Raw genomic sequence first — 25,528 nt, 5'->3', positions numbered from 1 at the left:
GGCCGTGCCTCTCCGCGGGGCCGGCGGGCACAGGGGATCGGGCATGGGGGATGGCGGCTGCCGCGCTCCGAAGTAGGCCGGCCAGCATTCACCACACCGGCCGTATCGCCATACCCGTACGTATGGATTCGTAGCGATCGATCCGTGTCAAGTGTTGGACAGTCTTTACTGTCAACTATTTATCAGTATTTAATGCTCCTCAGGGGAATGTCAGGGCCATGGGGGGCATGGAGTGGTTGAACTTCTTATGTTGGGCCCGCTCGAGCTACGGGTGGCTGGTATTCATGTAGATCTTGGGTCGGCGAAGCAGCGAACGGTGCTTGCCGTCCTGCTGGCGGATCTCGGGCGACCGGTGCCTCAGGATCTTCTCATCGACCGGGTGTGGGGAGGCTCACCTCCGACCGAGGTGCGAAATGCGCTGTACACGTATGTCACACGTTTGCGGCGGATACTCGCGTGTACCCGCCAGGTGGAGGGGGGGAAGGTCGAGCTGGTCCGGCAGCGGGGCGGCTATCTGCTCGACGCCGACCCCACCCTGCTCGATCTGAATCGGCACCGTTGTCTGGCGGAGCGAGCCCGGGCGGTGGCCGACAACAACCCGGAGCAGGCGTGCCACCTGCTCAGACAGGCCGCGGACCTGTGGCGGGGAGAGCCCCTGGCCGGCCTGCCGGGGGACTGGGTCGCGCGGGTCCGGGAAAGGCTGGTCCCGCAGCGGCTTGGCGTGCTCGCGGAGTGGGCCGATCTTGAGATAGGGCTGGGCCGCGCCGACCGGGTGATCGACGAGCTGCAGGAGGCACTCGCCGAGAACGAGTTGTTCGAGCCGCTGAGCTGCCAGCTCATCCGGGCGCTGTGGCACGCCGGCCGCGGCGCTGAGGCGCTGGAGTGCTACGCGCGGGTACGCCGGCGGATCGCCGACGAACTCGGGGTCGAACCCGGCGCACGGCTACGGCGGCTGCACGAGGCGATCCTGCGGGGCACTCTCGAGGCCGCCGCGCCAGCCGGGTCACGGCCGGCCGCGGTGGAGCCGCCGGAGGGCGACGACCCGCAGGCCGCGCAGCCACCACGGCCGCCATGCCTGCTGCCCGCCGCCGTCGGAGACCTCACGGGCCGGGACGAGGAGGCGGAGCTGCTGTGCCAGCGGCTGACCGCTGCCGGCTCCCCTCCGTCGATGCCCGTCGCGGCGGTGCTCGGCATGGGCGGGCTGGGCAAGACGGTCCTGGCGGTCCACGTCGCGCACCGGTTACGAGAGCACTTCGACGACGGTCAGCTCTACGTGGACCTGCATGGTCAACAGCGCAGTCCGGTCGATCCCAGCGACGCGCTCGCCCGGTTCCTGCGCGCGCTGGGCGTCGCGGACAGCGAGATTCCGCTTGGCCTCGACGCACGCGCGGAGCTGTACCGCAGCCTGCTTGCCGACCGACGGGTCCTGGTGGTACTCGACGGTGCCGCCGACGAGAGCCAGATCGAGCCGCTGCTGCCGGGGTCGGGCAGCTGTGGGGTACTGATCACCAGTCGGGCGCGGCTGGCCGCGCTTCCCTGCACCCGACTGCACCTGAACGTGCTCGAGGTCGGGAGCGCGATCCGGATGCTGGCCCGCATCGTCGGCGACGACCGGGCGCTGGCCGACCCCGTGGCCGCCCGTGAGCTGGTACGCCTGTGCGGCTACCTGCCGCTGGCTGTTCGCGTTGCCGCGGCCAGGCTGGTGGCGCATCCCCACTGGAAGATGTCCGGCCTGGTGTCCAGGCTGGTCGACGAGCGGCGCCGGATAGCCGAGCTGCGCCACGGCGCCCTGGAGGTCCGCGGCAGCTTCGGCCTGTCCTACCAGCGGATCGATCCGCAGGCGCGGCAGTTGCTGCGCCGACTGGGGCTGCTCGGCTGCTCGGTCTTCTCCAGCCGGGTCGTCGAACAGGTGCTGGGGACCGATCGGCAGACGGCCGAAGGAATCCTCGACCGTCTGATCGACGCCCAGATGCTCGACGTCGCCGGCACCGGGCCAGCCGGTGACGTGTGGTTCCGGCTGCACGAGCTGGTCAGGATCCACGCGCGCGACCGGGCGGAGCACGAGGAGAGCGGTCAGGAGGTCCGCCGGATCACCGCGCTCGGACAGCAGTCCGGACAACAGTCCGGACAACAGTCCGAACAGCAGCCCGGTGACCGGCCGGCCGTGAACGTCCCCGCCCAGGCGGGTGCGGCCGAGCACTGGGACACCGCGTGGAAGAAATGGGAGGCGGAAGCCAGCGTCGGCAGCCACTGACCGGGACGGGCCACCCCCGGCATGATCGATGCAGGCTGTCCGTCGGTGCTTCCGGAGCCTCCCGGTTTTCGGAGCATCCGGTCAGAGCTGGGCACGGGTGTCGACGGCGGTGCCGCTCTCGTCCTCCCATGGCTATGTGCGCGGACAGCGCGGGATCCAACCGTCTGGGATCTGGTCGGCACTGTAACGGGCGTGTGTCGGCGACCGCACCGCCGCCTGCGATCAGCCCTGGGGTGTGGTCCTCACGGTAACGAATGTATGTCCTGGTGGTCCGTGCGGGTGGGTCGCTTCCGAATCGCGGTGACTGCGGAGGATGATGGGCGCAGGCGACGGGGCTGGTGGCCGGTGATGTGAAAGTCGTCACAGCTCGTGATCGCCGCTGCTCGTCGTCACGTGATGAGATGGCGTGACCGTCGACGGCGATTTCGGGACGCGACGACGATTTCGGGACGGCCGTGAGTCTTCGAGACACTGTGAAACTCCGAGACAACTGTGAGGAGCCCCTGCGGTGAGGCTGGCGATGGGCACCCGGGAGGTCTTCGACGCGGAGAGCCTGCTTGAGGAGTACCTCGGGCCGCGTAAGCGTGGCCTGCGTTACGCCTATCCGTACTATGACGGGCTCACCACCAACGGTGACTCCGACCTGCTGTGCACCGGCGATCTGCTCGCGCCCTGCCTGCTCGGCGTCCAGGTGGACGTCGACCGGATGCACACGTTGACGGCGCTGACGCCGTTGCTGCAGCGCGGGCTCGACAAGCTCCCACCCGGCATCGAACTGATCGAGGCCGACGAGATCACCCTTGATCTTGTCGCGGCCCTGTACGACCCCCTGGACGATCCGGATGTCTCCGACCGCGACGTCAAGGGTTCGTTGATCGCAAAGGTGCTGCACCGCAAGCGACCGGCGCTGGTGCCGCTGTTCGACTCCAAGGTCAGGATCTTCTATCAGCACGAGCGCTGCATCCCGCCGTCTCCCCGGGACGGGCGTTCCTGGCGTGAGTACATGCAGCTGCTGGTTCGCGCCATGCAGTACGACCTGAAGGAGAACGCCGACGAGTTCCACCGGCTGTCCGCGCTCGTCCCCCGTAACGGGCCGCCGCTGACACCGCTGCGCATCCTCGACATCGTGGTGTGGATGAGCAGTGCGGTCTGATCTCCGACAGTCGGGTCTCCGCCGGTCTGATCTCCGCCGGTCGTCGCTGCGGGTGCCGCCGCCGAGGGCACGGTGAGGCGCGGCGACACGCCGTCGGGGTGCCTGTCCGTACTGGCCGTGGTGCCGTTGCGGGCGGCGCGTGCCCTGGCGGTGGGACGAGCGCCAGTCCGTTACGAGGTCGGGCGGGGCGTGGGCCTGCGGGGCCTGATCTGGAACGGCATTGCCGACACCACCTTCGACGGTGTCGTGGTGGTCGGTGTGGACGGCCGGGTGGCTGCTGTCGGGCCGCGTGACCAGGTTGCGCTGCCGGACGGCCTACGCATGATCGACTGTGCCTGGATCGGACCGGGTGTCGTCGACGCCCACGTGCACCTGCCGGCCACCGCCACGCCCGGGTACGACGAACTGCGTTCCGGCGTCGTGGCCGTGCGTGACCTCGGTTCGCCGATCGAGCGGCTCACCCACTGGCGGTTCGCCGTGCCGATCATGGTTGCCGGCGCAGGCCCCCGGGTGGTGGGCACGCCGCGGCAAAGGCCGCGTCCGGATCGTGCGGACCGCTTCGGGGAGCCCGTCGGCCCTGCCCAGGGTGCCGCGGCCGACCGGCTGGAGGCCCGGTCCCCCAACTCGTCGCGATCCGCTCGTCGCGGCACCGCTGGCCGGATCGCGACGAGCCGCCACACGCTGGGCCGCCACCTGCCGGGCCGTCACGGATGGAACCGCGACGCGACAGATCAGCACCTGTCAGATCAGCACCTGTCAGACCAGTATCCGCCGGGCCGACACGTCTCGGATTATTACGGGCCGCGCCGTCACGGACCAGATTGGCACGGTTTGGGCCAGCACGGACTGGGCTGGCACGGGCTGAACGGGCTGAACTGGCGCGGGTTGAACTGGCAGGGAGCGGGCCAGCAGGAGGCGGGCCGGCAGGGAGCGGGGCGAAAGGCGCAGAGCTGGCACGCCCGCCGCGGCGACGCGGTGGTCGTCGTCGAAAGCCCGGCCGCGGCCCGCGGGCTCGTCGCGGACGGCGTCGATCTGATCAAGGTATATGTCGGGGACGCCGCGACCAGCGCGGATACCGGGCGTGGGAAGCGTCCGAACTGGCCGCCGTTGCCTCCGGCCGAGCTCGCGGTCATGGTCGAGGCCGCCCATGCGGCAGGTCTTCCGGTAACAGCGCACGCGCTGAGCGTCGACGCCGTCGAGATGGCGCTGCGGGCGGGCGTGGACGAACTCGCCCACGTCCCGGTGGAGCCCCTGCCGCCACGGACGATCGAGCGGATCGCCGCCGCGGGCGTGCCGGTGGTCTCGACGTTGCAGTGCCATGCCGGGTTCGGCCCGGCGCCCGGGCGTAACGCGGCGTTGCTCCACCGGGCCGGGGTCACCCTGGTCTACGGCACCGACGCGGGGGGCACGGGCAGCCGGCCGCCCGGGGTCGACCCGCGGGAGCTCGACCGGCTCGCCTATGCCGGGCTCGGCCGCCTCGGCGCGCTGCGCGCCGCAACATCCGTGGCGGCCCGGGCGGCCGGGCTCGACGGCCGCCGGCCGTCCGGACGTGTCGAGGTGGGCGGGCACGCCGCCGTCGTGGGGCTGCCCATGGATCCGCTCGTCGAACCCGCTGCCTGGCGCCATCCGACGGTGGTCGTCAACGGCCAGCGGGTGATCATCTCGTAATGTGCGTCGATGTGAAGCTTTCCATCCTGATGCCGGTTTTCAACGAAGAGGCCACGCTTGCGGCTGCCGTCAAGCGGGTGCTCGAGGTCGGCTACCGCTGTGAGATCGAACTCGTCGTGGTCAACGACGGCAGCGTGGACGGAACCCGTTCCATCCTCGACTCCCTCGACGACCCCCGGCTGGTCGTCGTGCACCAGTCGGTGAACCGGGGCAAGGGTGCCGCCGTGCGGACCGCGAGCGATCGTGCCAGCGGTGACTATCTCGTCATCTGCGACGCCGACCTGGAATACGCCCCCGAGGAGATCCCGGCGCTGCTGGAACCGGTCCTCGCCGGCGAGGCCGACGTCGTCTTCGGCTCACGGACGTTCAGCGGCAACACCGCGTTCTCGTTCTGGTACGTGGTGGGCAACAAGCTGGTGACGCTGGCCGCGAACGTTCTTTTCAACAGCTACATCAGCGATCTGGAGACCTGCTTCAAGCTGCTGCCGGTCAGCCTGTACCGCGAGCTGGACGTCCGCTCCGCCGGCTTCGGCATGGAGGCCGAGGTGACCGCGAAGCTGCTTTCCCGCGGCATCCGGCCGTTCGAGGTCCCGATCAGCTACAAGGCCCGCACTCGGGCGCAGGGCAAGAAGCTGACCTGGCGGGACGGGGTCGAGGCGCTGTGGATACTCGGCTCGGTGCGGGCTCGTCACCGCAGGTCCGGTCACTGAGCAGGCCTGGTCACTGAAGCAGGTCCGGTCGCTGAAGCGGGCATGGCTGCTGGGTGGGTCCGGTCACTGACCTGCAGTGGGCCCGGCCGGCAGACCGCGCGGCGCGTTCCCCTCACCCTGGCCGGTCACGGATCTGAAACGATCCGGAAACCAGCCCTGAAGCGACCCGGGTAGTGGTCCTGAAGTGAACCCAGGGACTGATACGCGCAGCGAACCAGGCGCTGGCCGCGGGCAGCGGCCCGGGTACCGAAGTGGTGACCCGGGTGACGGCCGGCTGGTGAATATCCGGCCGAGGAGGCGGCCCTCACCCGCCCTCAGGCCGACTCCACGCCCGCGGGCTGCGACAATGGGCCGCGTGCTGAGCTACGTCGTGCGTGGGCTCACCCGCCGACACGGCGCGGGTGAGCATGCCGTACTCGCCACCTCCGACATCGATCTTGATGTCGGACGCGGCGAGGTCTTCGGCGTCCTCGGGCCGAACGGCGCTGGTAAGACCACGCTGCTGCGTCAGCTCATGGGGCTGATCCGGCCGGATGCCGGGTCCATCACGATGTTCGGGTGGGACGTCGTCGCCCGTCCCGACATCCCGCCGCGGCTGGCGGCCTATCTCGGCCAGCACGACATGGCCCTGGAGGATCTGCCGGTGGGTCGCGCGGTGGAGACCACCGCGCGACTGCGTGGCCTCGGTCGTGGCGCGGCGCGGGCGGCTCGTGACGCCGTCGTCGACGAGCTCGGCCTCGCCCCGGTCGTGGCCCGGCCGATGCGGCAGCTCTCCGGCGGCCAGCGCAGGCTCGCCTCCGTCGCCTGCACCCTGGTCGGCGACCGTATGGTGCTCGTCCTGGACGAGCCGACCACCGGCCTGGACCCGACGGCCCGACGCGCGGTGTGGTCGGCGCTCGAACGCCGCCGGGCCGCCGCGGGCGTCACCGTGGTGCTGGTCACCCACAACGTCCTGGAGGCGGAGACGGTGCTCGACCGGGTCGCGGTCCTCGACGCTGGTCGGGTGATCGCCTGTGACACCCCCGGACGGCTCAAGGCGTCGGTGAGCAACGACGTTCGGCTGGACCTTGTCTGGCGCTGCGATCCGCCCGCCCACGACCCGACGATCGCCCGTCTCGCCCGGCAGGCCGAGATCAGTGGCCGTCGCTGGACCACGCGCATGGACGCGGCCGCCGCCCGAGACGCGCTCGCGCGGCTGACCAGCGGCCCCGCCTTCGCCGCCCTTGACGACTTCACGCTGGCCACGCCGTCCCTGGAGGACGTCTATCTTGCCCTTGGCGGAGCATCCCGCACCCTGGAGCGCACATGAGCACGGTTATCCTGTGACCGCCGCCGCAGCTTACGACGCGGCCGGGCAGATCGCCGGCCGGGCCGTCGAGGTGGCCGGCCCGCCCACCGAGACCGTCTCGATCGTCGAACGGACGGCCGATACCCTCGACCGGTCCGTCGGCGGCTTTTCCCAGGCTGTGGCGGTGGCTGACACGCCCGTGCCGCTGCCGCCGAGCACCCCCTTCCGGGCCGCGCTCGGCGCCGTCTACGTCGGCCAGCTCGCCCGGGCCCGGGTGGCCCGAGTGCCTCTGCTGTTCGTCGCCGCGTTCCAGTCGCTCGGGATCATGCTGCTGCTACGCGGAGTGGTCGATGTTGGCAACGAGACGACCAGCGAGCAGGTGGTGGCGGGCTCGACCGTGCTGGTGGTGGCCTTCGTCGCGCTGAACCTTCTCGCGCAGCGCTTCGGGGCACTGCGCGCGGCCGGGGCGCTGGACTACTACCTGACCCTGCCTGTCCCGGGCAGCGCCGTGGTGCTCGGCACGGCCGCTTCCTACGCGTCGTTCGCGGTACCAGGGATGATTATTACGGCTGTGGTGGGCTCGCTGCTGTACGGTCTGCCTCTGTCGGGCCTGTGGCTGCTGCTGCCGGTGGCCGTCATGGCCGGTGCGTCCCTCGCTGGAATCGGCGCGGTCATCGGGCTGCTCGCTCCCCGCCAGGAACTCGCGACGGTCGCCGGACAGGTCGGTATGAGCGTCGTGCTGTTCCTCGGGATCATCCCGGCGGACCGGTTGCCGCTCGGGATCGACGTGCTGCGTGACCTGCTACCCAGCACATACGCGGTGGATGTGCTGGCCGGCGCCTTCCAGCCGTCGGTCAACTGGGGCATGGTCACCGTCGACCTGCTGGTGTGCACGCTGGTGGCGTTCGTCACGCTGCTGGCGGCCAGTATCGCGCTGCGACGTGCCGGTAACGCCCCGCGTTAGGCCGTTGCGGTGGATTCTCAGCCGCGCGGGCCGACGCCCATCCGGTCGCTATCCATCAGCAACAGCCTGGCATGACAGTTACGCGAACGCTGACAGGACCGTTGACGGCGCGCATCACAACGCGCAGCTGCGGGGCCTCCCTGAGGCGCAGCACCCTGAGGCGCAGCAGCCCGGTGCCGGGCATCCCCGCTCACCGCGGCCAGGCCAGCATGACCAGCCCGATGGCGTCGTGGCGGACGGTTGGCCGATGCTCGAGGAGCCTCGGCGTCGTTTCTGGGCTGTCGGCAGGTCCGGGCTTTTCACCGGTCTGCTGTGCGCGCTCGTCATGGCTGCCTTCGGCCTGCCTGTCGGGTTGTTGTGGGCGCTGACGGCCCCGCGCCTGAATGTTCGGGCGGTACTGGCTGGCAGCGAGATCGTTTTCGATGCTCAGGCCGGTGTCGACGTGTACTTCGCCGTGATCTGCGTTGTCGCCGGTCTGATCGGGGGGCTCCTCGGCTTCTGGCGGGGCCGTGACAGCGGCTGGCCGGTCCCCGTGGGACTGGCTCTGGGCGGGATCGGCGGCTCCCTGCTGGCGAGTTGGATCGGGCATGCGCTGCGGTCGGCGCGAGCCGTCTCGCAGTTGCCCGAGGGCGCCAGCAGCTTGGTCATCCAACTTGTCGAATTCCGGTTGCGTTCGCCTGGCTTCCTGCTCGTCCTGCCCATCGTGTCGCTGTTGGTGCTGTCGGTGCTGAGCTGGTTGTCGCTCTTCGTGATGCCACGCCGCGAGATGCCACGCAGCGAACAGACGTGAACAGTCCCCGCTGGACGCCATGCCACGGTTCCTACAGGGTTGCTACGGGAGGCGCGATCCCGGTTTCGCCAGAGGCGCTCGCGAGCGGGCTGGGGCCGGTGCACAGCGCTGTCCGTCGCTCCGGACGCACCTGGTGGCCTTGTGTCCGGTTGGTATGGACAACGATGATGCTCTGTCCGCTCGGTCAGAATGCTCATGCGGTGACGGTGGGCTGGCAAAGCTGGACGACGCCCTGTTCGCTTGGGTCAGGAGGTCGAGGCCGTGGTCGAACCCACACCGGAGTTGCTGGTCGTCATCGCGTCACGGGCAGTCAGGCCGGATCCGGCAGCCCACGGTTCTGGTGATCTTAACGGTCCAGTCGGCCCTGGCAAGCACGGTGATGTGGCCGGCCCCGCGGAGGAGAAGGGACCCGACGGGAGCGATCGCTACCAGACGGTCCTCACCGCTCTGCGAGAGATCGCGCAGGTCACGGCGGTCCTACCACCTCGTCTGGCCCTGGTCGCCGCGTCGAAGACCCAGGCGGACGCGTTGGTCCGGCTTCCCGGTGTTGCCGGAGTGTTCCTCGAAGCGGTTCCGGCGGGCCTGCGTGAGACGCTCACCGCGAGTGAGCATCTCTTCGTGGATGGATGGCTCGCGCGCCTGGCTGGTAAGCAACGTTCCGCGGAGGGACTGCCCTGGGACGCCACCGACACCGGCCGCCTGCCTCCCGGGCCACCCACATGACCGGTGCGAGACCCGGTGAACATGCGGCCTCCGTGTGGGCCGCTGGCCTGGCTCTGTCGACGAGAAGCGCACCGTCTGTCGCCGAAGATGAGCACCGCGGCCGCGTCGTTCCGAGGACCGCGCCATGAGAGGGTGTTCGGATCCTGTGTGGCAAAACGATCCTGAACACCCTCCATGTCCGGCCACCGCTGGTCCAGAGTTCGGATCTGTTCGGCTAGAAGATCTTCCAAGGGGGCAGCCACTGGAAGGTGTCCGACGTGCGGGCCATCGCGTACAGCCGGTCGCCGACTCTCGCCACCACCTCCAGATGCCGGCCGAACGAGCTCTGGATCATGGTGACCGCGTCCACCCGTCCGAGTTCGGTGGCGAAGCGGGTCGGACCGCTCCAGGGAAAGCCGGCCGCATCGTTGTTCCGCCACAGGTGGACCAGACCGCCGCTGGCCGACGGCACGACCACCTCGAAGTTGCCGATCCGGCCGAACCCGCTCTGGATCAGCACCGGATTTCCGGTGACGCCTTCGGCGAACACCGTCGAGGTCCGCCACACGCCGTCCTGGGTACGGTAAATGTGGGCCAGTCGACCGCCTGCCAGCGCGACGGCTTCCAGGTTGCTGTTGTCGAAGTTTCCCTGGATGAGGCTGACCGCGTCGACATGGCCGAGGTTCGCCGCCACGACGACGGGCTGGCTCCAGGGGAAACCGGCGGCGTCGTTGTTGCGCGAGAGGTAGAGCAGGCCGACGTCGGCTGCGGGCGCCAGCACCTCGAACGTGCCGCGCCGGCCCAACCGGCTGTGGATCAGTGACGGTGTCCCGGCGACACCGTCGGTTATCCGGGTGGGGGACTGCCAGCGCAGGGCGGGCCCGCTGTCACGCCAGAGGAACAGCAGTGACTTCCCGACCCGGGCGAGCGCTTCCAACGCCCCCGGTGTCGCCAGCCTGCTCTGGATCATTGTGAGCGCGTCGATCCGACCGTTGCCCTGTGCCACCTGTGTCGGTTCCCGCCAGGGGAAACCGGGAGCGTCGTTGTCCCGCCACAGGTGTGTCATCCCGGCGAACGCCGACGGCACCACCAGTTCGAAGTTGCCGGTGTGCCCGAAGCCGCTCTGCACCAGGACGGGATTGCCACCGACCCCGCGGCCCCAGCCGACGTGGCTGGGGGTGTAGCGGCACAGTTCGAAGCTGTTCGACCGCATCAGGCAGTTGACGCTGTCCGGTGCGCAGCCGTCGCAGTTGCCGTTCGGGGTGGCGAACCGGCCCCATGTCCCGCCGCAGTTGCATCCGCTGGCGGCGTACTCGTCGGGACAGCCGAAGATGTGGCCTGTCTCGTGGGCGAAGACCCGGTCGAGGTTGTCCGGACCCCATCCGTCGTTGTCGTAGGACAGGACGAGCCGGGGCCCGCCGATGGAGCTGTAGGCGAAGTACTGCAGCGGGTATTTGGTGACGAACGCACAGTAGGACCATCGTGTGACGTGCCTGGCGCGCAGGTCGTCGACGTAGTCGTAGACCCCGTCGAAGTTCGGCTGGTAGCCGAGCTGGCTCATGGCCGGGTCCCGCCAGCGTGCTTCCAGGTCGGCCGCGGCGGGATCCGGGGGAGTGGAGATCCGGACGACCTTGATGTCGTAGCTGAAGGTGAGCTCTGCCGCCGGGTTGACGGTGGCGTACCAGGACAGGCCGTTCTGGATCTCGGCGACGGTCTTGGTGCGTTCCGCGGCGGTGAACTGCAGATCGGCGCTCGGCCCTTCCACGATGATCACGCCGATCGCGATGCTGCCCTCCATGAAGGCGCTGGTGGGCCCGCCGGTGCCGCCTGCGCCGCCTGGCTGGCCGAGCTGTCCGTCGGCGGAGACGGCGGCGGCGGTGAGCACGGGGGCGCCGCTCGTGCCCAGGCTGGTGGGGGATGGCGAGTCGGTGGGGGAGCGAGGCTGTCGCGGGACGCCGCCACCGCCGTCCGGGGCCTGCCCGAAGGAGCCTCGCGGCGGTGGGACGTCGGTGCACGGCCGGTCCCAGTCCCACAGCTCGTCGGATCTCGCGCGGTCCTGTTTGGCCCGCTGGTAGTCGGTACTGGCGCGTAACTGGAAGGCGGCCAGGCCCAGACGTTCGAGCCCGTCGAGATGGGCGGGGTCGACGGCGGTGGCGCCGGAGGCGTCCGGCCCGGGAGAGGAGTCCGGGGCGGCCGTGGCGGGGCTGACGATGCTGACCCGGCCGTAGCAGTGGAGCAGCCGCGCGGACTCGTTGGTCGGTGGCGGCTGGTCGACTGGGTCCGAGCCGTCGTCACGTGCCGTGCTCGCCTGCACGTACGCATGTGCCACGATGATCTGTTCGGCTGGTATGTCCCCCGCCATGGATGATCCGTATCCCTTCTGGTGGATGAGCGGTGCGGATGAACTGTGCGGAGTTGTACCTTGTTGATCTAGAATTGTGTCGCGTTTGGGAAAAGTGTGTGGATGTCCAGTCCGATGTCGTATCCGCGCAGCAAAGATCCGCGTCGGGGGTTCGAGCGCCGAGATCCGCGTACCGGATGGATTCGGAATGGGCCGGAAATCGGATGGATGCCGGATCCGGAACAGCCCCGGCCCCGGACCCGAGATCGTCGGGCCGGGGCCGGGGCTGTTCCGGGGGTGACCGGGTGCCGGGCGGCGGTCGGAAATAGTTACAAAAAGTGACCAGTCACCCGGGATGGCCGGTTACAGCGGGCGACGCAGTGGAGTCGAGGGTGGTGGCTCGCCCCGGTGCTGCGGGTCGCCCCAGCCCACGGAGCCCGGCATGCTGGGCTGGAGATGCTGTCCCGCTCCGGTCTGCTGCCCCGGCTGGCCCGACTGGCCGCCGCGGGCCTGTGCGGCCAGGGCCTCCGCCGCGTTGTGCATGAGCATCTCGATCAGCCGTACGGCCTGCGTGGTCGGAAGGTTCAGTACGACCTCGGCGTCGCCGGCAATCGTGAACGTCACGGATACATCCGCCATGTCGGAATCACGTCCTTGGGTGGGCGCTGGGTGCCTCCGCAGGCGCGTATGTCACGATTGCGCCTCCTTCAACCTGAGTCTGCCTGAACAAACGTGCATGTGCGGTTTGGATCCGTCTGCCGCAGGGGCCTCACGGTACGGCGCGGCGGCCGGCCAGCGCCCGCTGCCTCGCGGTGGACCTGCCGGCGCGGCCGCGCCGATCACGGCCCGGTAGTGTCCGGACGGTGGCAGCATCACATCCTCCTGCGCGTCCGGACCTGGGCGACCATCGCGAAAGGCAGCCCGGAACGCCGGTCGGATCATCGCTTGGACCGCTGCCCGGATCCTCGTGGGTATCGGTGGTGTCGGGGGTGTTGGGGGCGCCCGGATCACAGCCCGGACCGTCGGGGCTGCCGGCCGACGCCCGCCGGCAGCAGCCCAGCGTGGCCGAGTGCGTCGCCGAACTGGAGCGGTGCTATCCGCCGTCCTGGGCGCAGTCGTGGGACACGGTGGGGCTCGCCGTCGGTGACCCGAACATGCCGGTTCAGCATGTTCTGTTCGCCGTCGACCCCGTCGTCGAGGTCGTCCGGGAGGCCGTCGAACGGGGTGCGCAACTGCTGGTCACCCACCATCCACTGTTCCTGCGGGGGGTGCACGGGGTGGCCGAGACGAGCGCGGGCGGTCGGGTCGTGGCCACCGCCATCCGTGGTGGCGTGGCGCTGTTCACCGCCCACACGAATGCCGATGTGGCCTGCCCGGGGGTGAGCGACGCGCTCGCGGACGCGCTCGGGCTCACCGCCGTCGAACCGCTCGACGGGCCACCGGAGCGGCCGGAGAAGCCGGCCGGGCCGCCAGCGCGGCCGGGAGAGCTGGGAGCGCTGGGAGAAGAGCCGCCGCCAGGCCCGGTCCGGTCCGGCAACGGTGGCCTCGGCCGGGTCGGTGAGCTGCCCCGGGCCGAGCCGCTACATGTCTTCTGCGCGCGGGTGGCCGCCGCGCTGCCCGCCACCGCCGGCGGGGTGCGTGCCACCGGCGACCCGGACCGCCCGGTGCGCCGGATCGCGGTCTGCGGTGGCTCCGGCGGCGAACTGATCGGTGCGGCCGCGCGTGCCGGCGCCGACGCGCTGGTGACCGCCGACGGACGTCACCACCACGTCCTCGACGCCGTGGCCGCCCACGATGTGGCGCTCGTGGACGTGGCGCACTGGGCCAGCGAATGGCCGTGGCTGCACATCGCCTCCGCCCGGTTGCGTGCCGGTCTGGCCGCCCGAGGCCGTACGGTGAACACCACGGTCTCCGCCCTGGTGACGGACCCGTGGCGCTGGCACGCGGCCTCGCCGTGGCCGGCCGGGCCGGATCCCGACCGAGCGGCGGGCCAGGGCTACGGCCAGCGCCAGGGCCAGGGCCAGGTTGACGATCGTGACCAGGGCCGGGACCAGCGGTGACGGATGCTGCCGGGAACGCTGCCGGGAACAACACCCACGGAGCACAGCCGCGGAGCACAGTGAGGAGCACATGAAGGCCGATCCAGCGACCCAGCTTCGTCTGTTGGACGTACAGGCGATCGACTCCAGCCTTGACCGGCTCGCCGCACGCCGGCGCAACCTGCCCAAGCATGCCGAGATCGACAAGCTGGACGCGCAGCTTGCCGCCCTCAACGACGATCTGGTCCGGGTCTCCACCCAGGTGCGGGATCTGGGCCGGTCGCAGCAGAAACTGGAAACCGAGGTCGACCTGGTGCGCTCCCGGGCCGCCCGGGACCGCGGACGTCTGGACTCCGGGCAGATCACCAACGCCCGTGAGCTGGAGAACCTGCAGGCGGAGATCGCCTCACTGGCCCGCCGACAGGGCGTCCTCGAAGACGAACTGCTCGAGCTCATGGAGACCGCCGAGGGGCTGGAGGCCCGGGCCGGGGTGATCAGAGCGGATCAGGAGCGGGTCGACGCCGAGCGGGCGACGTCCGTGGCCAGCCGGGACGCGGCGTTGGCCGAGATCGACAACGAAGTGGCGGCCCGCCGTGCCGAGCGGGAGGCCATCGTCCCGACCCTGCCCGCCGACCTGGTGGCCCTGTACGAGCGGCTGCGAGCCTCATCCGCCGGGGTGGGGGCGGCCAGGCTCGTCCGGCGCCGCTGCGAAGGATGCCACCTGGAACTCTCCGGCGGTGACCTGCGTGAGGTCGCGGCGGCTCCCGTGGACGCCGTCGTGCGTTGTGAGGAATGCCGGCGCATCCTCGTCCGGACCACGGAATCAGGCCTGTGAGCCGAGTCGTCCCGGTGGGCCTGGCCGGGCCAGCGGAGGGAACCAGCCCCGTGGACGGGCCCGGCCCGGTGGACGGGACCGGGCCCGCGCGTCGGCGAGCGGATAGGAGTCGACCATGAGTGACCGTCCGGCACGCCGGCTCGTCGTCGAGGCCGACGGCGGGTCACGGGGCAATCCGGGCCCGGCGGGGTACGGGGCGCTCGTCCGCGACGCCGACACCGGTGCGGTCCTGGCCGAGCGGGCGGGCGCGATCGGCCGGGCGACCAACAACGTCGCCGAGTACCAGGGCCTGATCGCCGGGCTGCGTGCCGCGGCCGACCTCGCCCCGGACGCCGACGTCGAGGTCCGGATGGACTCCAAGCTCGTCGTCGAGCAGATGAGCGGGCGCTGGAAGATCAAACATCCGGCCATGCGGCCGCTGGCGACGCAGGCCGCCGACGTCGCGCGGGAGTTCCCGCGGGTCCGCTACACCTGGATCCCGCGGGAGCGCAACGCCCACGCCGACCGGCTGGCGAACGAGGCCATGGACGCCGCCGCGCAGGGCCGCACCTGGGAGCCGCCCGAACCCCAGTCGCCGGAGCCCGTCCCGCACACGGCGCCGACCACCCACCGGCTGTCGGGCTGGATGGCCCCGCCCGCGCCACCCACCACCACCGTGCTGCTGCGGCACGGGCAGACCCCGATGTCGGTGGAGAAGCGGTTCAGCGGCACGGTGGACGCCACCCTGACCGACATCGGCCAGGCGCAGGCACTCGCTGTGGCGGGACGGCTGCGCGACGTCCCCTTCGACGTGGTGTACTGCTCGCAGCTGAAACGGGCCCGGCAGACCGCGGACGCCCTCGGCCGTGACTACCTGATCGACGACGACCTGCGCGAGACCGACTTCGGGACCTGGGAGACCCTGACCTTCGGCGAGGTCCGCCAGCGTTTCCCGGACGAGCTGAACGCCTGGCTGGCCGACCCGTCGGTCGCCCCGCCCGGCGGGGAGAGCATCCTTGCCACGATCCGGCGGGTCACCGCCGTCCGGGACCGGATCCTGGCCGCACACCCGGGCGAACGGATCCTGATCGTCTCGCACGTGACCCCGATCAAGACCCTCACGCTGCTGGCGCTGGACGCCTCACCCGCGGTCCTCTACCGGCTCCACCTCGACCTGGTGTCGATCTCCACGATCGACTGGTACTCGGACGGCCCTGCGGTGCTGCGCAGCTTCAACGACGGCATCCACGCCGCCCACCTGGTCGAGCCGGGCCAGTAGCCGTGTTCCCGGCGACCCGCGAGGCAGCGAACGGCTCGGACGACAGGAAAAGCCCGACTGGCCACGCGGCCCGGCGTCGGTTCGCGAGGACGACTTCGGCCCGCGGACCGGACAGGCCAGCGAACCCAGCCACGGCACCGGTGGTCAGGAGCACGTGTCCGGCCACGTGCGGACCTCACCGGTAAAGGCGGCTCGCAGGTCGGTGTGCGCCGCTTCGAGATCGTCCGCAAAGGCGGGGTCTGCCGCGTACTCACGCAGGGCCTCTTTGAGCCGGTCGGCAACCGTATGCCGTTCCGGCACGAACCGGCCGACCGCCATGCCGTCACGCGTGATCACTATGCTCTTCCGTCGGTCGTTCACGGTGTCCGTGCGCACAGGCAGGGTGTTGGGAGGGATGCAGGCGCGGTGCGGCGCATGGCAGCCTGCTCGTCGTCGGTGAGGCGGTCGAGGTGACGTGCCAGCGCGTCGAAGTAGCGGTGCGTGCTCCAGGCAGCATGGTCACCTATGACGAACAGCCGTCTTCTCGCTCGGCTGACGGCGACGTTGAGCAGGTTCGGGCTGCTGGCCGCCCAGGATCGCGGGCCCGGGTGGGGGCCGCCCGCGCCGAGGACGATCAGGACGACGTCGGCTTCCTTGCCCTGCGCGGTGTGGACCGTACCGACATGGTCCCGGTTCACCACCCGGCACAGGCTGCCCCGCAGCCCGGCGACGACGTCACGGAACGGGCTGACGACGAACAGGTCCACCGCCGGATCCAGTCCCTGGTCGACGAGGCGGTGGACGATGACGTTGGCGGCGTCCGCCTCGGCGGAGTGCCACTTGCCCTGGGCGCTCGTCCCGGCGGGTACGTCCCACCACACGCTGCGGCGTGCGATGCCGTACTCGCCTCGTCTGACGCCGTGCACCATCAGCCCGCCGTAGGCGATGTCGTTGCTGATGGAGAACATCGGCTGGTCGCAGCGGCGGTGTACGCGCAGTGGCGAGCCGACCCAGACGTGCTCGGTGTCCGACCCGTCCGGCGCGGGCAGGAAGGTGCCGTAGCGGTTCAGCCTGTCGGCGACGCGCTGTGCGGAGGCCTGTGACGACGACCATTCCTCGTCGACCCCGTAGGTGCGGCGCAGTGCCTGCTGGGCGGTGTGGGGCAGGGTGACGACTGGCTCCAACTGCAGCGGATCGCCCACGATGACGGCGCGTCTGGCCCGCCAGAGCGCGCCGACCGGCATCTGCGCCGTCGCCTGGCCCGCCTCGTCGACCAGAAGCCAGCCGAGCGCGTCCTGCCCGAGATCGGCGAACATCCGGTCGAGGGAGGCGAAGGTCGTGGAGACGACGGGGACGGCGAGGAAGAGGTTCTGCCAGGCTGCGAGTACGGCGCCGGGTGGGATGGTCTTCGGCGCGTTGCCGCACAGGATGTCCATAGCCGCGTCGAGATTCTTGCGTATCCGGTCGGCGGCGCCTTCGATGAAGGCACGGTGCAGGTCCATGGCGGCGAGGAACAGCCGGGTGCGGGCGGCGGTGAACTCAGGGTCGGACCACGGCGAGCCGAGCTCGCGGTCGGCAGCATCCTCACCGCTGGCACCGTTCGCCTCCGGGGCGTGGGCGGGTACATGCGGGCCCCAGACCGCTCGGGCCGCGTCCACCGTCTCCCGAAGCGCGTCGCGGCGGCGTTCCGCAAGCCAGGCTTCCTCCCGGGCGGCCCTTGCCTCGGCGTCGGCAGCCAGCTGCGCCTGCTTGTGGACAGTGACCGTTCTGGCCTGCTCGTCATGGGTGGCCTCGGCGGCACGGTGGGCCTCGGTGAGGGCCTGGTGTTCCGCACGCCAGTCGCGTTGCGCGCCACCCAGGGTGAACAGGCCCTGGACGAAGCCTGGTCGGCTGTGTTGGTGTTCGGTCCGCCGCTCGGCCCAGCGTTGTACGTCGCGTTCCAGTGTGGCCAGCGTCTGGTATGCCTGGGCAAGCGGCGCGAGCGTCGCACGGTGGTGTTGCTCAGCGTCACGGGCTGCGTCGTGAGCGGTCCGGGCGGCCTGCTCCGCATCGCTCAGGTCGCGCAGCGCCCGCGCGGCCCGCTGCCGTTCGTCGCGCAGCTCGAGGACGGTGCGTTCCGCCTCGCGGAAGCGGTTCACGGCTGCCTGCCAGGCGCTGGCATCTGGCCGCTGGGTTGCCGTCAGGTGCTTCAGCAGGTCACGCATGCCCTGGCCGGAGGGCTGTCTCACCGGGGCGGTGTGGGTCCGGCCGGGGGCGATGACGGCTTGGCGCCTTTCCCGCAGGGCCCCGAACCAGTAAGTGTTGCGGAAGTCCTGGCGGTTGCTTTTCCTGCCCAGCGAGGCGGCGAGCGCGCCCCAGGCCTCGGCGCCGTCGAGGATGAGTCGACCCTGCTCGGGGAAGTACGACGCCTCGCCACGCCAGGCCTCGTCGACGGCATCCATCTCGGGGAGCTGTTTGGACACGTTCTCCACGGCGCCGTTGTTCGCCGATGCGACGACGATCTCGAAGCCGGTCAGCGTGCTGATCGGTGCGCACACCGACCGGTGCAGGTCGGCCGTGGTCCACCGATGAGTCTGGCCGGTGAAGGCATTCGCTGGCCGGGCAAGCTCGGCGAGACGCTGGGCGCGCAGCACGAGCACGGCCGCGATGAGGTCACGTAGCTGGGTGGTCTTGCCGGTGCCCGGCGGCCCGTTGACGGCGTAGACGCCTTCGCTGTCGGCAAGGTACGCCAGGATGGCGTTGACGGAGAACTGCTGGCTGAGCACCAGGGGATGTTCCGTCTTCGCGGGCCAGCGGCCCAGCGGGAATCGCTCCGGTCGCACACCGGCGAGCACGGCGTCGGGGTTACGCCGTAGGTCGACGCGGTGGTTGGTGGGAATGGCGGTGGCCGCCGTCAGATAGTCGCGCAGTGCCTTCCCAGGTTCGGATTCGGACAGTCTGTCGGCCACGAGCGCCAGGTCGGCCGCGATGAAGCTGTTGAGGAAGTCCGTGCCCGCCGCATTGTCGGCACGTTTGACGGAGACCTGCCGGCTCTGGACGCGGATGGCCATGGGCGCCAGATCGGCGGTGACACCGAAGCGTTCTGACAGCCATCGGGTGACGGCGGACAGGTCCGGCACCGTCAACGGCTTGTCACCGAGCCTCGGGGGCTCGTCGCCTTCCGCACGCCGGTCTCCCGCGGCGCCGTCCATATGATCATCCAGCGCATGCTGCGCCCCGGCCTCCGCGGCACCGACCAGCGCCCCCGCGGCCGAGCGGCGCGACCAGTGGCGCAACCGCACCGCCCGCCGCGCCGAGCGCGATCTCGCAGAACAGCCCGGCGAACGGCTTCAGCCGCCCGGCCGCGCGTTCCATGACCTCCAGCCTGCCATCTCCGACGTCGAGGACGATCTGCTCACAGGCTTTGGCCTCGTCGTCGAAGCCGTCGAGCCATCCGTCCTTTCTCGGCCCCGGACTACGCGCTCGTCCGACTGCCCAGGCACACGCGGAGAAGGTGATCGAGTCATGGATGATCCGCCCTTCGTCGGTGACCTGGAAGGCGAGTAGCGCACTGTCTCCGTCGATGCGGGCATCGTGGTCCTCTTCGTTCTCGCCGAAGACCTCCAGCAGCACATCCCGCACCGCGGCGATGCGGTAGATCCCGCAGTACACCGTGTGCTGCCACACCGTTCCCTCGGCCAGGGGTACTGCCCGCAGCGGATGCCTCCGCTCCCACGGCAGCGGCCGACCGCCGTCGACCGGGTACATCCGGTTGCCGGGCGAGACCTTGCCGACCTGCTGGGGGCCGAACATCTCGACGGCACGCCAGTACCGCACGATCTGTGCCCTGCGCCGCCGCTCCACACGCGCCGAGACCACCCCGACAGCCTCATTTCTCCGCGGAAAGCAACAGCCTTTTATGCGGAGCGTACCCGTTTGGTCGCCCACATCGGGAACCGGTTCTGGCGGCGGGAAGATCCATGGGGAGTTCCGCCCGGCGAAGATGGCCGACTGAACCCGGCTGGATGCGGTAACCGCGCCTGTCTTTCTGGCTGGTTACCGGGGCTGATTTCCGATGTGTCAGGTTGCGGTTACGCTGGGATGCGGTCTGCTGGCAGGCACGGACATCTGCTGGCAGGCACGGACATCCGACAGCCCTGCCAGAAGTGTCCGTGTGGGCGAGCCAGGTCAGGGCGTCCGGGACTGCTGGGCCGGGTGCCTGCCGCGGCGGTACTGGCGCAGTTCCCTGCGGACCTTGACCTGGGTGATCAGACCGATCAGCAGCCCGATCACCAGGCCGGCCGCCGCCGACGCGGCGAGCGCGCCCGCGAGCGAGGTGTTGTGGATGGAGCCGAACAGCCACACGTTCACCCGCTGGTCGTTGCGCACGACGAACACGATCACGGCGATCGCCAGCAGCAGGACGACGACGGTGACGGCATAGACGACGTAGCTGACGCCGCGACGCCCGCCGGCCGGCGTGGGCCCGTCAGGCGGCTGCGTGGGCCCGGCGGGAACGGGCCCGGCGGGCGGCTGAATGGATCCGGGGCCGGGCGGAGCGGGCGCGGTTGTGCCAGGTGATCCTGTTACGCCAGTGGACGGCGTAACAGGACGGGTGTCGTCAAGCTTCTTGATGGGTTCCCCGGGCGTTGTCACGGCCGATCCCGTCCTTCGTCTTCCAGGTGGTGTCGTGCTCTTCCAGATGGATGATGGTGCGTTCTGCCAACCGGTGGCCGTGTCGCTCCTGCCGCTGACTGGTGCTGTTGCTGACTGTGCCAGAGGTGCGGTGACGGCCGGTGCCCGTCCTGGCATCTGATGTTGTCCTGGCACGCAGTATCCCCGCCGCGGACCGTCGGGGTGAGCCGAGGCGTCTGTGGTGTCATATGCTGACGGTCACGGATGAGTCGACCAGGCGGTCGCGTCGGTTCCGCTCACGCGGAGCCGCCGAGGAACGTCCGGGCTCCACAGGGCAGGGTGGTGGGTAACACCCACCCGGGGTGACCCGCGGGACAGTGCCACAGAAAACAGACCGCCGGCGTCCTCGGACGCCGGTAAGGGTGAAACGGTGCGGTAAGAGCGCACCAGCGCCCGGGGTGACCCGGGCGGCTAGGTAAACCCCACCCGGAGCAAGGTCAAAAGGTTCCGGAGCTTTCGGGCTCCGGGGCTGCGCAGGCGTTCGAGGGCTGCCCGCCCGAGCCTGCGGGTGGACCGCTGGAGGCTGTCGGCAACGGCAGCCCGAGATGGATGACCGCCAGCCGGAGCCGTCTCACGGCCCCGGCCCACAGAACCCGGCGTACCGGTCGACTCATCCGCCCCACCGCCCCTGAGCTGGGCGGACAGCAGTTCCCCGCGATCGTGGCCCGTACCTGGTCCGCGGGAGCGCCGAGCACGGAGCCGATGGCCCGGCGCTTGCGGCGCCCAGCTGAAAATGTCACAGCAGCCACACCTCGAAACAGGGGTTGCTTATGGCAAGTGCTATCTGTGTGGCAGAAGCCAGGCTGACAGCTTCTCAATCCATGTGACGGAGCGTGGCATGTCATGTCCTCATCTCGCCGCTGACGGCGCTGACGGCGCTGACGGCGTGGGGGGTAGGGGGCGGGCGAGGACGGTGTCGACGATTGCCGTGTGCCGGGCCCAGAGCTCCGCCCCCCTGGTCAGGGCCTCGTAGCCGGCTGGTGTCGGCCGGTAGTACTTGCGGGCGGGGCCGCTGGAGGAGGAGACCAGCCGGGCAGTGATCCGTCCTTCGCGTTCCAGCCGGGCCAGCGCCGGGTAGACGGTGCCCTCCATGACGTCGGTGAGGCCGACCGCCTGCAGCCGTTGCACCACCTCGTACCCGTAGGACTCCCGCTCGGCCAGCAGGTGCAGCAGCAGCAGGGAGAGGACTCCCTTGAGCAGTTGTGGATCGTGGGCGAACGTCACACTTCTAGGTTGTGCCGAGTACCTGGCATAGTCAAGTACTGGAGTAAAGCCGATCTTGACGTCTGGCATCCGCTCTGGCTGCGACCGCTGACGGCGGCGTGGACGAACGCCGGCGGACGGCCATGAACCACGGAAGTCCGCCGACCTGGGGCGATGGATGCAGGCGGATCACCATGAAGATAATAAACTGGACTTTTCGTCCACCGATAGCCGTCCGGCCGGGCTCCGACCGGCGGCAACGGAGGCGGGCGCCGATCTACGCCACGCTTTCCTCATGCTCCTGAGCGGGGCCGTGAGCGGGCTGGCCATTGCGGTTCGGCTGTGTCGGTTCGGCTGTGTCGGTCCGGATCGTGGTGCCCGGGTCGCGCGCGTCTGGATCGGTGAGCGCCTGGCGGATGTTGATCGTGTATGGATGGCGCTCGCCGAGGACGCGGCGGCGTCGGGTGAGCGCGTCGTCGAACATGGTCTGTGCTTCGGCGACACCTCCGCCGGAATCTGTCACACCGGGTCGTAGCCGCGGGCGTGCCGGTAGGCGTACTCCACCGCCAACTGGGTCTTCCCGACCCCGCCCAGGCCGTGCACCGCCTGCGGCAGTGCCGCCGTCACCCCCCGGCCGAGCAGCCGGGTGCGCAGCGGCGAGCAGCGGACGACGGCACCGGACCGCGCGCCGGCGCTGCCACGAACAGCTATCAAGATCCTCCGGGGTTCCCGGTGGATGGGAGAGTGGGGCGCGTGGGAGGCGTACCGGGTGGGGCCGTGCCGGCCCTGCTGTGGCTGGGACGGCCGCCGACACCCTCGACGCCGACCTCGATGTCCGCCGTCACCCCGGCTCCGCCGCGTAGAAGAGATCCTCCGACACGTCGCGGTTGTGGAAGAGCGAATACGGAGGAGTGCATTCGGTTCGGAAGTTCGGGTACTTCTTCCGCGGCGCGGGATCCTTTTCGGCCGTCCTGAAAGCTGTGAGCCGGTGAGGTGCCAGGCCGTATGTTCGGCTCTGGTTGGCCTGTTGGTCATCACCTGCTTTCATTGTATGGCGGGCGTGTCCATTACGCTGCTGTTCGGCTGCTGTTGGTCGCCGGCGGAGGCGAGGGAAGCGCGTGCCTACCATCGATGTCAGTGGTGTGACGATTTCCTACAGTGGCACCGGGGCGCCGGCGGGGTTGCCGGACGCGCCGACCATTGTTTTCGGGCATGGCCTGTTGTTCGGTGGCTGGATGTTTCGCTCACAGATTACGGTCCTGCGTGAGCGCTACCGTTGTGTGGCGGTCGACTGGCGCGGCCAGGGTGACACTCCGGCGGCCGCCGGCGGCTATGACATGGACACCCTCACCGGCGACGCGGTCGCGCTGATCCGGGAGCTCGACGTCGCTCCGGTGCACTGGGTGGGGCTGTCCATGGGTGGTTTCGTCGGGCAGCGCATCGCGGCCCGCCATGGTGAGCTGCTGCGTTCACTGACGTTGCTGGACACCAGCGCCGGGGCTGAGGAGCAGAGCAAAGTCCGCGAGTACAAACAGTTGGCGTTGTTGCTGCGTCTGTTCGGCATCAGACCGATTCTGGGCAAGGTCAGCTCGCACATGTTCGGCCCCGCCTTCCTCGCCGACACCGCCAGCGCGGCCACGATTGACGAGTGGGTCAGCCGGCTCAACCGCAACAAGGGTGCCGCCATCCGTAAGGCGGTGCTGGGGGTGGTCGACCGCGCGCCGGTGGAGCGGGAGATCACCGGAATCACGGTGCCCACCCTTGTTGCCGTCGGCGCCGACGACAGGGCCACCCCGGTGGAGAAGTCGGAGCGTATCGCCGCTCGTATTCCAGGGGCCCAGTTGCGGATCGTCGCGGACTGCGGGCACAGCAGCAGCCTGGAACAGCCTGCGACGATCACCAGCCTGCTGGCGAAGTTCCTCGCCACGGCCGACCGGCCCTGACCGCGAACGTCGGGGTACTCGCTACCGCACGGATATCAACAATTTCGCGGGGCCACGGACGTTGATCCGACCATTCCACCGGACCTCCTCGACGGCAGGCGAGGGGAAACGCCGGGCGAACCGGGTGAAGGTGACCCGGGCCTCCAGCCGGGCCAGCGCCGCGCCGAGGCAGTGGTGTATACCGGCGCCGAACGAGACGTTCTGGTGCGCGTTCGGCCGGTCCAGCCGGAGCTCGTCGGCGTCCGCCCCCCAGAACCGCGGATCCCGGTTGGCCGCGGCCAGGCAGGCCACCACCCACGCTCCAGCCGGGATTTCCTCGCCGTGCGCGGGAAGAGACTCGATGGTTATCCGCCGCATCAGGTGTACCGGGGTGTCGTAGCGGAGGATCTCCTCCACGGCGTTGGCTACGAGCCCGGGATCCTCCCGCAGCAGCCGTAACTGGCCGGGGTGGCGAAGGAGCGCGAGAATTCCGCCCGCGAGCAGGTTCACCGTGCTTTCGTGGCCCGCGATGTAGAGAAACATGACCTGGGCGACCAGTTCGTCCCCGCCGAGCACGTCGCCGTCGTGCTCGGCGGCGAGAAGCGCGCTGATCAGGTCGTCGCCGGGGTTGTCCCGTTTCCAGTCGGTCAGTTCGCGAACGATTCCCATCAGCTCGTGGTTGGCCGCCCGGATCTCGGCCTGCAGGCCCGGGTCGGCGAGCGGCTCGAGCGCGCGCACCAGCGTTCCGGTGAGCGCGCGGATACGGGTGTGCTCCACCACCGGAATACCCAGCATCTCCGAGATCACTGTGAAGGGGAGCGGGAAGGCGAGTTCGGCGACAAGGTCCGCGCGGCCCGCCTCGGCGATCCGGTCCAGCGCCCTGTCGACGAGCGTCGCGATCCGCGGTTCCAGCGCGTCGACGGCACGCCGGGTGAAGGCTTTGGAGACAAGGCCGCGCAGTCTCGTGTGGTTCGGTGGGTCCTGGTCCAGAACGGCCAGCCCGCGCATCAGCCGGTTCTCCTTGCCGAGCGTCCTGGAGTCGCTCTTCCACCGCGGCAGGCGTGTCAGATACCGCTCGTCGACGGAGTGCCCTGATCTCTGCAGTTTCGACACGTCCTCGTACCTGGACAGGATCCAGAACCCGAGCGGGTGCTCGTGGGCGGGCGCGGCGTCACGCAGTTCCGCATAGTAGGGATAGGGATCGTTGGTAAAACCGTCGGTGAACGGGTTGAAGACGAACGCTTCCTCGGAGCTTTCTCGCGTCATCATGATCTGGCCGCCCTGATATTACGCATGGTCACGAAAGCGGTGGCGCACAGTGTCTCCTCGGCCCCGTCGGCCGAATAGACGTCGGCTGCGGCGACGGTCATGACAGGGCCTGCCTTGACGACCCGACCACGCGCGACAAGTTTCTCACCCTTCGCCGGAGCCAGAATTTTGACGGTGTAGTCGATGGTCATGTTCACCCATCCGGGTGGCAGCAACGTGCCGGCGGCGCAGCCGGCGGCGAAGTCCGCCAGCGAGCCGAGCACACCGCCCTGGACGAAGCCGTCGTGCTGCGTGAGCTCTTCCCGGTACGGCTGAATGATCTCGACGTCCCCCGGCGCTATCCGGCCGAACTCGAAACCCAGGTGCCGCGCGGCCGGCATGTTCAGGACGGTATCCCGCACGAACTGTTCGAAGGCGGGGTTCGTCGCTTCCAGCACTGCCATGTCCGGAGTTCTCCCCCTGGTCGACGAGTTCTTCGA

Annotated in this window: 22 protein-coding genes, 1 other RNA gene and 1 pseudogene; 13 read left to right on the top strand and 11 right to left on the bottom strand. The window is 69.8% G+C overall.

The features are described from left to right. The first annotated feature begins 247 nt into the window (after window positions 1-247). From CM1CMNOD_RS14045 to CM1CMNOD_RS14010, 8 genes are all read left to right on the top strand, one after another. Complete coding sequence (locus CM1CMNOD_RS14045; RefSeq protein WP_083828297.1) at window positions 248-2,254, top strand: AfsR/SARP family transcriptional regulator; 2,007 nt, start codon at window positions 248-250, stop codon at window positions 2,252-2,254. 508 nt (window positions 2,255-2,762) lie between these two features. Next, complete coding sequence (locus CM1CMNOD_RS14040) at window positions 2,763-3,407, top strand: DUF6308 family protein (protein WP_013874259.1); 645 nt, start codon at window positions 2,763-2,765, stop codon at window positions 3,405-3,407. A gap of 72 nt (window positions 3,408-3,479) precedes the next feature. Next, complete coding sequence (locus tag CM1CMNOD_RS14035) at window positions 3,480-5,075, top strand: amidohydrolase family protein (protein ID WP_013874258.1); 1,596 nt, start codon at window positions 3,480-3,482, stop codon at window positions 5,073-5,075. Beyond that, on the top strand, window positions 5,075-5,785 hold the full coding sequence (locus CM1CMNOD_RS14030) for a glycosyltransferase family 2 protein (RefSeq protein ID WP_013874257.1): 711 nt from the start codon (window positions 5,075-5,077) through the stop codon (window positions 5,783-5,785). Before CM1CMNOD_RS14035 ends, CM1CMNOD_RS14030 begins: the two co-directional genes overlap by 1 nt. Before the next feature lie 346 nt (window positions 5,786-6,131). Further along, the gene (locus CM1CMNOD_RS14025) at window positions 6,132-7,094 is read left to right on the top strand and encodes an ABC transporter ATP-binding protein (protein WP_013874256.1); all 963 of its coding nucleotides are present in this window, start codon (window positions 6,132-6,134) and stop codon (window positions 7,092-7,094) included. Window positions 7,095-7,107: 13 nt separating this feature from the next. Then, on the top strand, window positions 7,108-8,037 hold the full coding sequence (locus CM1CMNOD_RS14020) for an ABC transporter permease (RefSeq protein WP_347176495.1): 930 nt from the start codon (window positions 7,108-7,110) through the stop codon (window positions 8,035-8,037). A 247-nt stretch (window positions 8,038-8,284) separates the two neighbouring features. Next, entirely contained in the window at window positions 8,285-8,827 is a 543-nt protein-coding gene (locus CM1CMNOD_RS14015; protein WP_013874254.1) for a hypothetical protein, read from the top strand. A 381-nt stretch (window positions 8,828-9,208) separates the two neighbouring features. After that, the gene (locus tag CM1CMNOD_RS14010) at window positions 9,209-9,550 is read left to right on the top strand and encodes a hypothetical protein (protein WP_131772650.1); all 342 of its coding nucleotides are present in this window, start codon (window positions 9,209-9,211) and stop codon (window positions 9,548-9,550) included. Between the two features lie 214 nt (window positions 9,551-9,764). On the opposite strand, the gene CM1CMNOD_RS14005 is transcribed toward CM1CMNOD_RS14010, so the two are convergent. Then, window positions 9,765-11,891, bottom strand: a complete 2,127-nt coding sequence (locus tag CM1CMNOD_RS14005) for a hypothetical protein (protein WP_013874252.1) — start codon at window positions 11,889-11,891, stop codon at window positions 9,765-9,767. Window positions 11,892-12,233: 342 nt separating this feature from the next. Then, window positions 12,234-12,494, bottom strand: a complete 261-nt coding sequence (locus CM1CMNOD_RS14000) for a hypothetical protein (protein WP_338052688.1) — start codon at window positions 12,492-12,494, stop codon at window positions 12,234-12,236. 404 nt (window positions 12,495-12,898) lie between these two features. On the opposite strand from CM1CMNOD_RS14000, the gene CM1CMNOD_RS13995 reads away from it, so the two are divergent. From CM1CMNOD_RS13995 to CM1CMNOD_RS13985, 3 genes are all read left to right on the top strand, one after another. Next, entirely contained in the window at window positions 12,899-13,930 is a 1,032-nt protein-coding gene (locus CM1CMNOD_RS13995; RefSeq protein WP_050803800.1) for a Nif3-like dinuclear metal center hexameric protein, read from the top strand. A gap of 70 nt (window positions 13,931-14,000) precedes the next feature. Next, window positions 14,001-14,744 carry a zinc ribbon domain-containing protein gene (locus CM1CMNOD_RS13990; RefSeq protein ID WP_013874248.1) on the top strand — a complete coding sequence of 248 codons (744 nt, stop codon included), beginning with the start codon at window positions 14,001-14,003 and terminating at the stop codon, window positions 14,742-14,744. 115 nt (window positions 14,745-14,859) lie between these two features. Next, a complete protein-coding gene (locus CM1CMNOD_RS13985; RefSeq protein ID WP_013874247.1) occupies window positions 14,860-16,002 on the top strand; it encodes a bifunctional RNase H/acid phosphatase in 1,143 nt (380 codons plus the stop codon). Between the two features lie 144 nt (window positions 16,003-16,146). Here the strand turns inward: CM1CMNOD_RS13985 and CM1CMNOD_RS13980 are convergent, their stop codons facing one another. The 4 genes from CM1CMNOD_RS13980 to CM1CMNOD_RS13965 all read right to left on the bottom strand — a co-directional run bounded on the left by CM1CMNOD_RS13980 (window position 16,147) and on the right by CM1CMNOD_RS13965 (window position 20,616). Beyond that, on the bottom strand, window positions 16,147-16,338 hold the full coding sequence (locus CM1CMNOD_RS13980) for a hypothetical protein (protein ID WP_131772648.1): 192 nt from the start codon (window positions 16,336-16,338) through the stop codon (window positions 16,147-16,149). 20 nt (window positions 16,339-16,358) lie between these two features. Further along, window positions 16,359-19,172, bottom strand: a complete 2,814-nt coding sequence (locus CM1CMNOD_RS13975; protein ID WP_131774019.1) for a DEAD/DEAH box helicase — start codon at window positions 19,170-19,172, stop codon at window positions 16,359-16,361. Window positions 19,173-19,176: 4 nt separating this feature from the next. Next, complete coding sequence (locus CM1CMNOD_RS13970; RefSeq protein WP_050803548.1) at window positions 19,177-19,839, bottom strand: hypothetical protein; 663 nt, start codon at window positions 19,837-19,839, stop codon at window positions 19,177-19,179. Between the two features lie 309 nt (window positions 19,840-20,148). Then, window positions 20,149-20,616 carry a lipopolysaccharide assembly protein LapA domain-containing protein gene (locus tag CM1CMNOD_RS13965; RefSeq protein WP_013874245.1) on the bottom strand — a complete coding sequence of 156 codons (468 nt, stop codon included), beginning with the start codon at window positions 20,614-20,616 and terminating at the stop codon, window positions 20,149-20,151. Window positions 20,617-20,860: 244 nt separating this feature from the next. Here CM1CMNOD_RS13965 and rnpB point away from each other — a divergent pair. Then, an RNA gene (rnpB, locus tag CM1CMNOD_RS13960) (RNase P RNA component class A) lies at window positions 20,861-21,272 on the top strand. A gap of 232 nt (window positions 21,273-21,504) precedes the next feature. Here the strand turns inward: rnpB and CM1CMNOD_RS13955 are convergent. From CM1CMNOD_RS13955 to CM1CMNOD_RS13945, 3 genes and pseudogenes are all read right to left on the bottom strand, one after another. Continuing rightward, complete coding sequence (locus CM1CMNOD_RS13955) at window positions 21,505-21,948, bottom strand: PadR family transcriptional regulator (RefSeq protein WP_013874244.1); 444 nt, start codon at window positions 21,946-21,948, stop codon at window positions 21,505-21,507. Window positions 21,949-22,135: 187 nt separating this feature from the next. Then, window positions 22,136-22,381 (bottom strand): tetratricopeptide repeat protein, encoded by a 246-nt coding sequence (locus CM1CMNOD_RS13950; RefSeq protein WP_013874243.1) that lies wholly within the window; start codon window positions 22,379-22,381, stop codon window positions 22,136-22,138. Beyond that, window positions 22,381-22,572, bottom strand: a pseudogene (locus CM1CMNOD_RS13945) (hypothetical protein); the annotation flags it as partial. The gene CM1CMNOD_RS13950 and the pseudogene CM1CMNOD_RS13945, both read right to left, overlap by 1 nt. A gap of 404 nt (window positions 22,573-22,976) precedes the next feature. On the opposite strand from CM1CMNOD_RS13945, the gene CM1CMNOD_RS13940 reads away from it, so the two are divergent. After that, entirely contained in the window at window positions 22,977-23,801 is an 825-nt protein-coding gene (locus CM1CMNOD_RS13940) for an alpha/beta fold hydrolase (protein WP_013874242.1), read from the top strand. Window positions 23,802-23,822: 21 nt separating this feature from the next. Here the strand turns inward: CM1CMNOD_RS13940 and CM1CMNOD_RS13935 are convergent, their stop codons facing one another. Both CM1CMNOD_RS13935 and CM1CMNOD_RS13930 read right to left on the bottom strand, forming a co-directional pair. After that, the gene (locus CM1CMNOD_RS13935) at window positions 23,823-25,049 is read right to left on the bottom strand and encodes a cytochrome P450 (protein WP_013874241.1); all 1,227 of its coding nucleotides are present in this window, start codon (window positions 25,047-25,049) and stop codon (window positions 23,823-23,825) included. Further along, on the bottom strand, window positions 25,046-25,492 hold the full coding sequence (locus tag CM1CMNOD_RS13930; RefSeq protein ID WP_013874240.1) for a PaaI family thioesterase: 447 nt from the start codon (window positions 25,490-25,492) through the stop codon (window positions 25,046-25,048). Before CM1CMNOD_RS13930 ends, CM1CMNOD_RS13935 begins: the two co-directional genes overlap by 4 nt. Window positions 25,493-25,528 lie beyond the last annotated feature (36 nt).

Source organism: Protofrankia symbiont of Coriaria myrtifolia (assembly GCF_900634755.1).
Classification (GTDB): Bacteria; Actinomycetota; Actinomycetes; order Frankiales; family Frankiaceae; genus Protofrankia; species Protofrankia coriariae.
This window is presented reverse-complemented; position numbering and strand designations above follow the sequence as displayed.

Excerpts from the sequence above, each read along its gene's own strand:
- CM1CMNOD_RS14045 (WP_083828297.1), top strand. The coding sequence starts at position 248 with ATGTTGGGCCCGCTCGAGCTACGGGTGGCTGGTATTCATGTAGATCTT.
- CM1CMNOD_RS14030 (WP_013874257.1), top strand. The coding sequence starts at position 5,075 with ATGTGCGTCGATGTGAAGCTTTCCATCCTGATGCCGGTTTTCAACGAA.
- CM1CMNOD_RS14025 (WP_013874256.1), top strand. The coding sequence starts at position 6,132 with ATGGGCCGCGTGCTGAGCTACGTCGTGCGTGGGCTCACCCGCCGACAC.
- CM1CMNOD_RS14015 (WP_013874254.1), top strand. The coding sequence starts at position 8,285 with ATGCTCGAGGAGCCTCGGCGTCGTTTCTGGGCTGTCGGCAGGTCCGGG.
- CM1CMNOD_RS14005 (WP_013874252.1), bottom strand. The coding sequence starts at position 11,891 with ATGGCGGGGGACATACCAGCCGAACAGATCATCGTGGCACATGCGTAC.
- CM1CMNOD_RS13990 (WP_013874248.1), top strand. The coding sequence starts at position 14,001 with ATGAAGGCCGATCCAGCGACCCAGCTTCGTCTGTTGGACGTACAGGCG.
- CM1CMNOD_RS13985 (WP_013874247.1), top strand. The coding sequence starts at position 14,860 with ATGAGTGACCGTCCGGCACGCCGGCTCGTCGTCGAGGCCGACGGCGGG.
- CM1CMNOD_RS13975 (WP_131774019.1), bottom strand. The coding sequence starts at position 19,172 with ATGGACGGCGCCGCGGGAGACCGGCGTGCGGAAGGCGACGAGCCCCCG.
- CM1CMNOD_RS13955 (WP_013874244.1), bottom strand. The coding sequence starts at position 21,948 with ATGCCAGACGTCAAGATCGGCTTTACTCCAGTACTTGACTATGCCAGG.
- CM1CMNOD_RS13935 (WP_013874241.1), bottom strand. The coding sequence starts at position 25,049 with ATGATGACGCGAGAAAGCTCCGAGGAAGCGTTCGTCTTCAACCCGTTC.
- CM1CMNOD_RS13930 (WP_013874240.1), bottom strand. The coding sequence starts at position 25,492 with ATGGCAGTGCTGGAAGCGACGAACCCCGCCTTCGAACAGTTCGTGCGG.